This is a genomic window from Methylobacter sp. sgz302048 (genome assembly GCF_052162025.1).
GTDB lineage: Bacteria > Pseudomonadota > Gammaproteobacteria > Methylococcales > Methylomonadaceae > Methylobacter.
The window spans coordinates 2,835,999-2,848,218 of the sequence record NZ_CP197401.1; the positions used below are offsets into that span (position 1 = coordinate 2,835,999).

The window sequence follows — 12,220 nt, forward strand, 5'->3', positions numbered from 1 at the left end:
AATAAATCAAAAAATCGGTAGAAAAGAAGCTTATTTTAACAGATTCTTGAAAGCGAGGCGTCGTGAAGACACTTTATTACAGCCATGCCGATTTCCTGCTTCACGACACTGGCATAAGCCATCCGGAAAGCGCCGACCGGCTCAGAAGCATAGCCGGTGTCCTGGACGCTCCAGAGTTCTCGGGTTTAATCAAAGCATCGCCGCCGCTTGGTACAGAGCAGCAGATCAGACTGATCCATACGCAAGCGCATATCGATAACGTGTTGAATGCCGTACCCCGGCATGGGCTGCACTATCTGGACTCCGACACGGTGCTTTCGCCCGGTTCGGGCAAAGCCGCCTTGCGGGCTGTGGGGGCCGTTTGCGATGCCGTCGACAAGATCCTGGCTGGCGAAGCCGACAACGCTTTTTGCGCGGTACGCCCTCCCGGCCATCATGCCGAAGCCGAGCGGGCCATGGGCTTCTGCCTATTCAACAATATCGCCATCGCCGCCGAATACGCCCGCACGCACCATCAGCTCAAGCGCATCGCCATCGTGGATTTTGACGTCCATCACGGCAACGGCACGCAGGCGGCTTTTTATGAGCAACCGGCTGTGCTTTATGCCTCCAGTCATGAAGTACCGCATTATCCCGGCACGGGCTATCCGAATGAAACCGGCGTCGGCAATATCATTAATGTGCCGCTGGCAGCCGGCGAGTCAGGCCTGGAGTTCAGGCAAAAATACAACAAAATCATTTTACCGGCGCTGAGAACCTTCAAGCCAGAGTTGCTGCTTGTTTCAGCCGGCTTTGACGCGCACAAGGACGATCCTTTGGCATCAATCAGGCTCGTTGAAGACGATTACCAATGGATTACTCAGGAACTGATGGAGATTGCCGGCATCTATTGCGGAGGCAGAATGATTTCAATACTGGAAGGCGGTTACAACCTGAAAGCCCTGGCCGCCAGTGTTGCCGTTCATGTCAAAACATTGTTGGCGCCCGAGGTACAAACCGGCAAATAAACACTCATTTTCACTGTTTTTCAGGGGGCAGGCATGACGACTCGGTATATTTATTCTTTTCACGAAGGTGACGGTAAAAATAAAGTGTTGTTAGGCGGCAAAGGTGCCAATCTTTGCGAAATGACCCAGATCGGCCTGAATGTGCCGCCCGGCTTTGTCATTACCACGGAAGCCTGCCTGGACTACCTGAAAAATCAACAGCTGCCCATCGGCTTGATGGATGAAGTCAAGCTGCAGATGCGCATAGTCGAGCAGACGACAGGCAAAGTATTCGGCGCACCGGTCAGACCGTTGCTGGTCTCGGTACGTTCCGGCTCGGCGCTATCGATGCCTGGCATGATGGATACGATCCTGAATCTGGGCTTGAATCAAATCACGTTGGAAGCGCTAATAGAAGAAACGCAAGACCCGCGCTTCGGCTTTGACGCCTACCGCCGCTTCATTCAGTTGTTCGGCAAAGTCGCCCTGGGCATCGCCGATGAAAAGTTCGACGTGCATTTCGAAAACATCAAACATCAGGCCGGTGTCAAGACAGACACCGATTTGGGCGCGGATGACCTGAAACAGACCTGCGAGCTGTTCTTACAGGTGGTGCGCAACGAAACCAGCCGGCCGTTTCCCGAAGACGTATATGAACAGCTGGAACTGTCCATTAAAGCCGTGTTCAATTCCTGGATGGGCAAACGCGCCGTCGATTACCGACGCGAATTCCGCATCACGCCGGCAATGGCTAACGGCACGGCCGTGAATGTTGTAGCGATGGTATTCGGCAACATGGGCAATGATAGCGCGACCGGTGTCGGCTTTACGCGCAATCCGGGCACCGGCGCCAATGAAATGTACGGCGAATACCTCGTCAATGCCCAGGGTGAGGACGTCGTGGCCGGCATCCGAACGCCTAAGCCAGTTCAGGAAATGGCTGTGGAAATGCCGGATATGTACCGGCAACTGGTTGAGCTGCGCGATAAGCTCGAGCGCCATTATCGGGAAGTTCAGGATTACGAGTACACGATTGAACGCGGCGTACTCTACTGCCTGCAAACCCGCAATGGCAAAATGAACGCTACGGCCATGGTCAAAACCTCCGTTGACTTGACCAATGAAGGACTGATCGATAAGGAACGGGCGCTGCTGCGCATCGATCCGGAGTTACTGGAACAATTGCTGCACCCGCAACTGGACCCGAATAATAAAATACCGCCATTGACACAGGGGCTGCCGGCCTCGCCGGGCGCCGCCTGCGGCAAATGCGTATTTGACGCCAATATCGCCGAAATGATGGGCCGCGCCGGCGAAAAAGTCATCCTGCTGCGCGAGGAAACCAAGCCTGAGGACATCCACGGCTTTTTTGCCGCCCAGGGCATACTGACCAGCCGGGGCGGCAAAACCTCCCACGCTGCGGTTGTCGCGCGCGGCATGGGCAAAGCCTGTGTGGCTGGCGCCGAAGATATCAGAATCGATGTCAAGTCACGCCAGGCCATCGTCGGCCATGTCCATATACAGGAAGGCGACATCATCACCATCGATGGCGGTTCCGGCCTGATCTATCTGGGTGAAATTCCGACGGTTACGCCCTCTGTTTCCGGCGATCTCCAGACTTTGTTAGCTTGGGCTGATCACTATGCAGAGTTGAAAGTATACGCCAATGTCGATACGCCGGCCGGCGCCCGATTGGCCATCGATTACGGTGCCGCCGGCATCGGCTTGTGCCGCACGGAGCGCATGTTCAATGCTAAGGACCGCTTGCCGCTGGTCATCGATATGATACTGGCCGACAACCAGAAAAGCCGCGAAGCCGCGTTGAAGAAACTGTTCCCGATACAGCGGGAGGATTTTATCCAGCTGTTTACGGTGATGTCGCCGCTCCCGGTCACGGTGCGTCTGCTCGATCCGCCCATGCATGAATTTCTGCCCGGCGAACAGCAGTTAAAAGATGAAATACAGGCACTCAAACAGTATGAAATTATTGCCAAAGGCCAGCGCGTCACGTTGGAAATGCTGGGCGAACATGAAGAACTGCCCGCGCCGTTCAATCTGCTGAACAAAGATGTCATTCGCAAAACCATCGCCAAGAAACAGCTGATGCTGAAAAAAGTCCGCGATCTGTACGAGGTCAATCCGATGCTCGGCCACCGCGGCGTGCGTTTGGGCATGTCGTATCCTGAAATTTACCGGATGCAGATCCGCTCCATCCTCGAGGCCGCTGCCCTCTGCATTCAGCAGGGATTAAGCATTGCGCCGGAAATCATGGTTCCGCAGGTTATTACTGCTCAGGAACTGAGACGGGTCAGAGAATATGTCATCGACATACAGCAGGAAATTGAGGCCTCTTATGGGCTCAAACTGAATTTCAAGTTCGGCACCATGATCGAGACGGTGCGCGCTTGTACGCGTGCCGGACAGCTGGCGGAAATCGCCGAATTCTTTTCGTTCGGCACCAATGACTTGACGCAGGCGACCTTCTCTTTCTCGCGCGAGGATGCCGAAAACAAGTTCCTGCCGCTTTATAACGAAGTGGGACTGCTTGAAGACAACCCTTTTGAAGTGCTGGATGTCAAAGGTGTCGGTCAACTCATGAAGATGACTGTGGAACTGGGCCGCAAGACCCGGCCCGATATCAAAATCGGCATCTGCGGGGAACAGGCCGGGCATCCGCAATCCATCCGTTTTTGCCACCACATCAAGCTGGACTATGTCTCCTGCTCGGCGCCGCGCATACCGGTGGCAAGGCTCGCCGCCGCACATGCCAAATTATTAGAGAATGACTATAGGGAGAATGAAGAGCCCTATGATTGATCGGCAATTGCTATTTTGAAGTCTTTATTACTTAAATCTATTGGATAAAGGCGACTAAAGTCGCCCCACACTCACTGGAAAAAATGAAACTTTTGGTTCAGGGCGTAAACCAGAGCCAGAATAATTATTTCCACAAAAATGAGCCCCCAGAAATAAAGTCCGAAAAGCACCATTTTTACTTGTATCTGCGGCTGTTCGGTGTGCCGTCTGACGAAAAAGACACCGCCGATGACGGCAATAATCACCATGACCACACCAATAATTGCAATATTCATCGTCAATCCCTGACCGGAGGCGGCGCCAAAACCACTCTCGAGCCGTTGGACTCGGCCGGACTGACAACGCCCGCCGCTTCCATCTCTTCGATCATGGAGGCGGCACGGTTATAGCCGACCTTGAAGCGCCGCTGCACACTGGAGATTGAAGCCTTTCGTGATTCAGTGACAAACTGCACGGCCTCGTCATACAGCGGATCGCCTTCCCCGCCGCCACCGCCACCGCCACCCATGCTGAAACCGTCGCCGGAATCGGATGATTCGCGCGTAATTTCATCAAGGTAATTTGCCGGGGCCGTTTTCTTCAGAAACTCGACAACCCGATGAACTTCATGGTCATCGACAAACGCGCCATGTGCGCGAACCGGAATGCTGGTGCCGGATGGCAAAAACAACATGTCGCCGTTGCCCAGCAACGCTTCAGCGCCACCCTGATCGAGAATCGTGCGCGAGTCGATCCTTGAAGAAACCTGGAATGAAATCCGCGTCGGCACGTTGGCCTTAATCAGGCCGGTCAGTACATCGACCGACGGGCGCTGGGTCGCCAGAATCAAATGAATGCCGGCCGCCCTGGCTTTCTGGGCCAGACGTGCGATCAACTCTTCGACCTTCTTGCCGACGATCATCATCATATCGGCCAGCTCGTCGATGACGATGACAATGCTCGGCAATGTCGTCAGAATCGGAAATTCTTCACCTTCTTCAAGCTCCCTAACCAGTTGGAACATCGGGTCCCTAATCGTTTCGCCCCTGGCTTCGGCATCCGTAATCAACTGGTTGAAGCCGGCCAGGTTTCTGACGCCCATCTTGGACATCAGCTTGTAGCGGCGCTCCATTTCGGCGACAGCCCAGCGCAAGGCATTGCTGGCTTCTTTCATGTCGGTCACGACCGGCGTCAGCAAATGGGGAATGCCTTCATAAACCGATAACTCCAGCATTTTGGGGTCGATCATGATCATGCGCACCTGCTCCGGCGTCGATTTATAGAGCAAGCTGAGGATCATGGTATTGATGGCGACCGATTTTCCCGAACCCGTCGTACCGGCCACCAGGGCATGCGGCATTTTGCCCAGGTCGGCGACGACCGGCGCACCGGAAATATCCTTGCCCATCGCCAACGTCAGCTGTGATTTCGATTTCTCAAAATTCTTTGAGGCCAGCAGCTCGCGCAGGCTTACCATTTCGCGTTCGCGATTCGGAATCTCAAGGCCGATAACCGACTTGCCCGGAATCACTTCGACAATACGCACACTGGTCACCGATAAGGCCCGCGCCAGATCCTTGGACAAACCGCTGATGCGGCTAACTTTAACGCCGGCGGCCGGCTGCAGTTCAAAGCGCGTGATCACGGGGCCGGGCAACACACCTACGACTTCCACAACGACATTAAAATCCTCAAGAATGCTCTCGACCAGCCGGGACATTTCTTCCAAGTCACTTTCGGAATACCCTTTAACATGCGTATCACGTTCATCCAGCAGCGTTAAAGGCGGTAATACACCCTCGCCCGCAATTGAAAAATCGGTGTTCTGTTGTTTTTTGGCTTTGCTTATTTTTTCAACTTTTTCAAAGATGGCGATTTCTGCCTTTTCAAGAATAGGCACCGTCTTTCCGACTGCCTTTTCAATAACGGGTACCGCTTCGATTGCAGGCAGCATTTTCGGCTTGGGCTTTTTCTTGACTTCGGATTTCTCGGCGGAAAATTCAGGCGCCTGAACCCGGACAGAAGGCTTGACAGATATCTCAATCCGGTTGAGAGGGCTCATCTGCCAGAGAGTCATGGTTTTAGCCCCTAAAAAACGGCAGAGGATGACTGTGGATTTACCGATCAAATCAAGCAACGTAATCCAGGATAGCCCTGTAAACAGCGTAACGCCGGCCAATAACACGACCAATAGAAACAAAGTCGTTCCTGAATTGCCGAATATTATCAACAAGGCGTCTCCGGTTTCCTGGCCTAAAATGCCTCCTGTGCTGCCCGGCAATTCAATCCTGACCCTTAACAAATGCAAATAAAATAAGGCCGCTCCAGAGACAATAGTGGCGATGAGACCTGACCAGCGCAGGGCTGTAATAACTTTGCCGTCTGTTGGCCTGCCCTGCCTGTAGATCAGATAACCATACCAGGAGATCATGGCTGGAAACAGGTAGGCCGTTAAACCAAAAATGCTGAGAGTAAAATCAGAAAGCCAGGCCCCGACGACACCGCAGGCGTTGGTAACTGTCTGTGCCGCGCCGCTATGCGACCAGCCGGCATCTTCATTGCTGAAAGTGATCAGCGAAATGAGAAGGAATAATGCGCCAGCTGAAAAACTCAGTAGAGCGACCTCGCGCAAACCCCGAAAAGTTTTTTCTTCCATCACAGCAGCCATGTCATAACTCGTCAGATAATAATTCCAATAAAACATTATTATAGGCGAATGATCACATATTTTACATTAGAAGTATACTCAATAACCGCCCGCCTGCTTTCTCTCTGAATGCTAGAGAATAAAGTTTACGAAATAGTATTTCGCCTTCATAATTTCTTGAAGATTTATCTATATTTGTCCTTTGGAGGATTTTTGATGAGCGACGTCAAACACTGTCGTCTTTTGATTCTTGGCTCCGGCCCTGCCGGATATACGGCTGCCATCTATGCTGCGCGCGCCAACCTGAATCCGGTTATCATCACTGGCATGCAACAAGGCGGTCAGTTAACCACTACCACAGAAGTTGATAACTGGCCCGGCGATGTTGAAGGCCTGCAAGGCCCGGCTCTGATGGAGAGAATGCTTAAGCATGCAGAGCGATTCAATACCGAGATTATTTTTGACCATATCCATACGGCCGACTTGTCAGCCCGCCCTTTCAAACTGGCCGGCGATGCCGGCAGATATACCTGCGATGCGCTGATAATCGCTACCGGCGCCTCAGCGCGTTATTTGGGGCTGGAATCGGAAGAAGCCTTTAAAGGCAAAGGCGTTTCGGCCTGCGCGACCTGTGACGGATTCTTCTACAGAAATAAACCGGTCGCGGTTATCGGCGGCGGCAATACTGCCGTTGAAGAGGCGTTGTATTTAGCGAATATCGCTTCGAAAGTCACCGTCATCCACCGCCGCGATAAGTTCCGTTCCGAAAAAATCCTGTCCAGCAAATTGCTTGAAAAAGCCGAAAACGGCAATGTAGCCATCGAGTGGAACCATACGCTGGATGAAGTTTTGGGCGACGATATGGGCGTTACCGGCGTCAGAATCAAAAATACCCACAACGGCTCAACCAAAGAACTGGATGTGCACGGTGTTTTCATCGCGATCGGCCATACGCCCAATACGAGCATTTTCGAGGGTCAACTTGACATGGAGAATGGCTACATTAAAGTGAAAAGCGGCATTCATGGCAATGCCACGGCTACAAGTGTCGAAGGCGTATTTGCGGCGGGTGACGTCATGGATTCCGTTTATAAACAGGCAATCACTTCAGCCGGAACGGGCTGCATGGCCGCTCTCGATGCAGAAAAATTCCTGGATGAACTAGCATAGGAGATATGCAAAAACGCGAAGGCACCCAGGCGAAAACTCCCGCCTGGTGCCTTCTGTCCGCATTATGCAACTGACAATTCTAGATCCGAATAATCCGTATGAAGACTTCCCGTCATTGAGCCAGGCACTACGGGATCCCGATGGTTTGCTTGCGGTAGGCGGCTGCCTGTCAAAAACACGACTGCTCAAAGCTTATCGAAACGGAATCTTTCCCTGGTATAACCCTGAAGATCCTATACTCTGGTGGTCGCCAGACCCTCGACTGGTCTTATTCCCAGACAAGCTGATCGTTTCCCGCAGCTTGCGCAAGACTTTGCGGCAAAACAAGTTCTCGGTAACTTTCGACCTGGCTTTTGATAAAGTCATCAATGCCTGCGCGGCGCTCCGGAAAGACAGTTCGGGCACCTGGATAACGGATGAAATAACCGAGGCTTACAGCGAACTGCACCGGCTCGGCTTTGCTCACTCTGTAGAGGCCTGGTTTAATGGCTCGCTGGTCGGCGGATTATATGGCATTGCCCTGGGTCAGGTTTTTTTTGGCGAATCCATGTTTCATACCATGACTGATGCCTCCAAGGTAGCTTTTGTCAGTTTGGTCGAACAGCTTAAATTATGGGATTATCAGCTAATAGACTGCCAGGTGCATACCCGCCACCTGGAAAGCCTGGGCGCCCAGGAAATTGACCGAGCTTATTTTGTAGAGTTGCTTAATCAATATTGCGATACTGCCGCCAATAAATCCGCCTGGAAACTTTGATGACAACAATTTCTATCCCGCTATTTCTGACTCAGGAATATGACTGCAGTTATCTGGATGGGGAGCAGGCGCAGTCCGCGTTCGTGCACCCGACATTTCAATTGACTACGCCTATCTATTCATTACTGATAGAGCAAGGCTTTCGCCGTAGCGGTGATCAGATCTATATTCCTAAATGCCTTCAATGCTCTGCCTGTATCCCGGCAAGGCTGGCGGTCAACCAATTCAAGGCCAACAGGGCCCAGAAGCGCTGCCTGAAAAAGAACAGCCAGACTCAAGTTACGGTTAAACCGCCTGTTTTTGAACAACAGCATTACGATATGTATATGCACTATCAGAAAATGAGGCACGATGATAGCTCCATGGCGCATTCCAGTCCCGATGAGTACCTCAGTTTTCTGAGCAGTTCGTGGTGCGATACTCGTTTCGTGGAATTTTCGATCAATAACCGGCTGGCTGGCATAGCGGTAGTTGATTACCTTGATAATGCCTTATCGGCTGTTTATACATTTTTTGATCCCGAACTTTCAAGTTACAGCCTCGGCGTTTACGCCGTGTTATGGCAGATCGAGCAGGCCAGACGCCAACAGCGGGAATATTTATACCTGGGCTTCTGGATAAAAGACTGTAAAAAAATGTCTTACAAGAGTGAATATCAGCCTTTACAGTTATTTAGTAAAAATTGTTGGACTGAATTATCCCTTTAGACAAATAAAGCCCCATTTCGATATACACGTTTGTTGTTAAAAACAAGCTTATGTTATCATTGGCGGCTTTATATTACCTGGACCAAAACAGATGGCAAAAGAAGATCAAATCGAAATGGAAGGCAAAGTGATTGACACCCTTCCGAATACCATGTTCCGCGTTGAACTCGAAAACGGTCACATTGTGACAGCGCATATTTCCGGAAAAATGCGCAAACATTACATCCGCATCCTCACCGGAGATAAAGTCAAGGTTGAAATGACGCCTTATGACTTAACCAAGGGCCGCATCACATTCCGCATGCGCTAATTCCATTGTTCATGGGACAGCGCATGCTTCCTGATTTATTAGCTGTTTTCCGGCACACTTAGCTCTCTGCTTTCTATAGCAAAGGCAAGCTCATTGTTTTCCACGTAAATCCGCACATCGCCTCCGTGCGCCAACTTGCCGAATAGCAAATCATTAGCAAGAGGTTTCTTGATTTTTTCCTGAATCAAGCGCGCCATAGGTCTCGCTCCCATTTTGGGATCACAGCCGTTTTCAGCCAGCCACAACCGGGCATCGGGCTCCAGCGTCAGCGTTACATGCTTTTCTGCAAGCAAGGCTTCGAGTTCAAAGATGAACTTGTCGACCACATGCCCGACAACTGAGATATCCAGCGGTTTAAACTGGATGATGGCGTCCAGACGGTTGCGGAACTCAGGCGAGAAGCCTTTTTCGATCACTTTCAAGCTGTCGCTGGCATGATCCTGCTGGGTGAAGCCGATGGAGGCGCGACTGCCCTCTTCCGCTCCGGCATTCGTAGTCATGACCAGGATGATGTTGCGAAAATCGGCTTTGCGTCCGTTATTATCGGTTAATGAACCGTGATCCATGACTTGCAGCAGCAGATTGAACACGTCCGGATGGGCTTTTTCCAACTCATCAAGCAGCAATACGGCATGCGGATGCTTGGTCACCTGCTCGGTCAGCAAACCGCCCTGATCGAAGCCTACATAACCGGGAGGCGCACCGATCAATCTGGAAACCGTATGACGTTCCATGTACTCGGACATGTCGAAACGGATCAGCTCGACGCCCAACACTTTGGCCAGTTGCCGCGTCACTTCGGTTTTACCTACGCCCGTAGGCCCTGCAAACAGGAAGGCGCCAATGGTTTTTTGCGATTCACGCAAACCTGCGCGAGATAATTTTATCGCCGAAGCCAATGCCGAGATTGCCTCGTCCTGGCCGAAAACCAGCATTTTCAGGTTTTTCTCCAGATTTGCCAGCTTATCTATATCGCTGGAAGAAACGGATTTCGCAGGAACTCTGGCTATTTTTGAAACAATTTCTTCAATTTCAGCGACATCAATAACCTCTTTGCGATCAGTCTCGGTCATCATACGCTGTCTTGCACCCGCTTCATCAATGACATCGATGGCTTTATCGGGCAAATGCCGGTCCGTGATATAGCGATCCGATAATTCCGCTGCCAGACGCAAGGCCTCAGCGGAATATTTCACCTCGTGATGCTCCTCAAAGCGGGACTTAAGTCCTTTCAGAATAAGGATAGTGTCCTCAACAGAAGGTTCGGCAATATCGACTTTCTGAAATCTGCGCGCCAGTGCATGATCTTTTTCAAAAATGCCTCGGTATTCTTGATAAGTGGTAGACCCGATACAGCGCAACTGGCCGGAAGCCAGCACTGGCTTGATCAGATTGGAAGCATCCATGACGCCGCCCGAAGCAGATCCTGCCCCAATAATGGTATGAATCTCGTCAATGAACAAAATCGAATCAGGCTCTTTCTTTAACTGACTGACCAAAGCTTTGAGGCGTTTTTCAAAATCGCCCCTGTATTTGGTGCCGGCAACCAGAGCTCCCAAATCCAGCGCGTAAATGGTACTGTTCAGCAGAACCTCAGGGACATTCTCCTCGACAATTCTTTTCGCAAGACCTTCCGCGATGGCCGTTTTACCAACACCCGCCTCGCCTACCAGTAAAGGATTATTTTTACGGCGGCGGCAAAGTATCTGAATGGTTCTTTCAACCTCAAGCTCTCGCCCAATCAACGGATCTATCCGGCCTCTCAGAGCCTCTTCATTGAGATTGACGGCATATTTGTCCAGCGGACTACCTGAAGCGTCAGGATCAGAACTGCCAACCTCCGATGTCCGCTCATCGGGAGAATCTTTCTCCTGATCCACTTTTGAAATGCCATGAGCCAGATAATTGACCACATCCAGGCGGGATATGTCCTGTTTGTTCAGCAGATAAACCGCATGAGAATCCTGTTCGCTGAACAGGGCTACAAACAAATTGGCTCCGGAAACTTCTTTCTTATCCGATGCCTGCACATGAAAAACCGCGCGCTGCAGGACTCGTTGAAATCCCAAAGTAGGCTGAGTTTCCCGTTGCACGCCTTCCGGAATCAACGACATAGTCTCATCAATGAATTGGGTCAACTGCGCGCGCAGCAACTTGATATCACATCCACATGCTCTCAGAATAGGTTCTGCGGAAGCGTTATCGAGTAGCACCAGCAGCAAATGCTCAACCGTGATAAATTCATGTCGCTTTTCATGCGCAGTTTTAAAAGCATGATTCAATGTAATTTCAAGTTCTTTACTTAACATAATTTATCTCTCCAACCTATGCTTCTTCCATTGAACACAATAATGGATGATGATGTTCACGTGAATATTCGTTGACTATATACACCTTGGTTTCAGCAACATCTTTAGAATACGTGCCACACACACCTACACCCTGCGTATGCACTTGCAACATCACCTGCGTCGCTTTTTCTTCAGACATAGCAAAAAAATCCATTAGAATCTCAATTACAAAGTCCATCGGTGTAAAATCGTCATTTAACAGGATAACTTTGTATAAAGGTGGCCGTTTTAACTTGGGCTTGGCTTCCTGAACAACCAAACCGTCATCGTTATCTTTAGATGGATCAAAATCAGACATATCAACGAAAATAATAAAAGTATTTTAAGAGCTTAACCATAGTGCCAATATCAGTAAATTTCAACTCTAAACATAACAAAATACATCCGTTCTTTCCGACTAGCGAAAAGTTTATTCTCAAGCATTAACCGATATCTCCGGGAAACGCTTGCGACACCCGTTTGACTTATTTCATCAGTAGAGTTCAAAAATCTTTAC

10 protein-coding genes are annotated in these 12,220 nt (G+C 50.6%); 6 read left to right on the plus strand and 4 right to left on the minus strand.

Annotated features, from left to right (window positions below):
* Positions 1–62 precede the first annotated feature (62 nt).
* Positions 63–1,007 carry a histone deacetylase family protein gene (locus ACTNE6_RS12915; protein WP_442497017.1) on the plus strand — a complete coding sequence of 315 codons (945 nt, stop codon included), beginning with the start codon at positions 63–65 and terminating at the stop codon, positions 1,005–1,007.
* Between the two features lie 33 nt (positions 1,008–1,040).
* The gene (ppdK, locus tag ACTNE6_RS12920; protein WP_442497018.1) at positions 1,041–3,803 is read left to right on the plus strand and encodes a pyruvate, phosphate dikinase; all 2,763 of its coding nucleotides are present in this window, start codon (positions 1,041–1,043) and stop codon (positions 3,801–3,803) included.
* Between the two features lie 71 nt (positions 3,804–3,874).
* Here the strand turns inward: ppdK and ACTNE6_RS12925 are convergent, their stop codons facing one another.
* Complete coding sequence (locus tag ACTNE6_RS12925) at positions 3,875–4,078, minus strand: hypothetical protein (RefSeq protein WP_434484283.1); 204 nt, start codon at positions 4,076–4,078, stop codon at positions 3,875–3,877.
* Positions 4,079–4,080: 2 nt separating this feature from the next.
* On the minus strand, positions 4,081–6,450 hold the full coding sequence (locus ACTNE6_RS12930) for a DNA translocase FtsK (RefSeq protein WP_442497019.1): 2,370 nt from the start codon (positions 6,448–6,450) through the stop codon (positions 4,081–4,083).
* Between the two features lie 195 nt (positions 6,451–6,645).
* Between ACTNE6_RS12930 and trxB the strand changes: the two genes are divergently transcribed.
* The 4 genes from trxB (at position 6,646) to infA (ending at position 9,373) form a co-directional block, all read left to right on the plus strand.
* Positions 6,646–7,599 carry a thioredoxin-disulfide reductase gene (gene trxB / locus ACTNE6_RS12935; protein ID WP_194968418.1) on the plus strand — a complete coding sequence of 318 codons (954 nt, stop codon included), beginning with the start codon at positions 6,646–6,648 and terminating at the stop codon, positions 7,597–7,599.
* A 64-nt stretch (positions 7,600–7,663) separates the two neighbouring features.
* Positions 7,664–8,356, plus strand: coding sequence for a leucyl/phenylalanyl-tRNA--protein transferase (gene aat / locus ACTNE6_RS12940; protein WP_442497020.1), 693 nt, complete (start codon positions 7,664–7,666; stop codon positions 8,354–8,356).
* On the plus strand, positions 8,356–9,063 hold the full coding sequence (locus ACTNE6_RS12945; protein ID WP_434484287.1) for an arginyltransferase: 708 nt from the start codon (positions 8,356–8,358) through the stop codon (positions 9,061–9,063). The genes aat and ACTNE6_RS12945 overlap by 1 nt, the downstream gene beginning before the upstream one ends.
* A 91-nt stretch (positions 9,064–9,154) precedes the next feature.
* Positions 9,155–9,373 carry a translation initiation factor IF-1 gene (gene infA, locus ACTNE6_RS12950; protein ID WP_020157601.1) on the plus strand — a complete coding sequence of 73 codons (219 nt, stop codon included), beginning with the start codon at positions 9,155–9,157 and terminating at the stop codon, positions 9,371–9,373.
* Positions 9,374–9,411: 38 nt separating this feature from the next.
* Here infA and clpA read toward each other — a convergent pair whose 3' ends face one another.
* Entirely contained in the window at positions 9,412–11,682 is a 2,271-nt protein-coding gene (clpA, locus tag ACTNE6_RS12955; RefSeq protein ID WP_194968421.1) for an ATP-dependent Clp protease ATP-binding subunit ClpA, read from the minus strand.
* Between the two features lie 16 nt (positions 11,683–11,698).
* Positions 11,699–12,022, minus strand: coding sequence for an ATP-dependent Clp protease adapter ClpS (gene clpS / locus ACTNE6_RS12960; protein WP_027157262.1), 324 nt, complete (start codon positions 12,020–12,022; stop codon positions 11,699–11,701).
* Positions 12,023–12,220 lie beyond the last annotated feature (198 nt).

Excerpts from the sequence above, each read along its gene's own strand:
- ppdK (WP_442497018.1), top strand. The coding sequence starts at position 1,041 with ATGACGACTCGGTATATTTATTCTTTTCACGAAGGTGACGGTAAAAAT.
- ACTNE6_RS12925 (WP_434484283.1), bottom strand. The coding sequence starts at position 4,078 with ATGAATATTGCAATTATTGGTGTGGTCATGGTGATTATTGCCGTCATC.
- ACTNE6_RS12930 (WP_442497019.1), bottom strand. The coding sequence starts at position 6,450 with ATGGCTGCTGTGATGGAAGAAAAAACTTTTCGGGGTTTGCGCGAGGTC.
- trxB (WP_194968418.1), top strand. The coding sequence starts at position 6,646 with ATGAGCGACGTCAAACACTGTCGTCTTTTGATTCTTGGCTCCGGCCCT.
- aat (WP_442497020.1), top strand. The coding sequence starts at position 7,664 with ATGCAACTGACAATTCTAGATCCGAATAATCCGTATGAAGACTTCCCG.
- ACTNE6_RS12945 (WP_434484287.1), top strand. The coding sequence starts at position 8,356 with ATGACAACAATTTCTATCCCGCTATTTCTGACTCAGGAATATGACTGC.
- infA (WP_020157601.1), top strand. The coding sequence starts at position 9,155 with ATGGCAAAAGAAGATCAAATCGAAATGGAAGGCAAAGTGATTGACACC.
- clpA (WP_194968421.1), bottom strand. The coding sequence starts at position 11,682 with ATGTTAAGTAAAGAACTTGAAATTACATTGAATCATGCTTTTAAAACT.
- clpS (WP_027157262.1), bottom strand. The coding sequence starts at position 12,022 with ATGTCTGATTTTGATCCATCTAAAGATAACGATGACGGTTTGGTTGTT.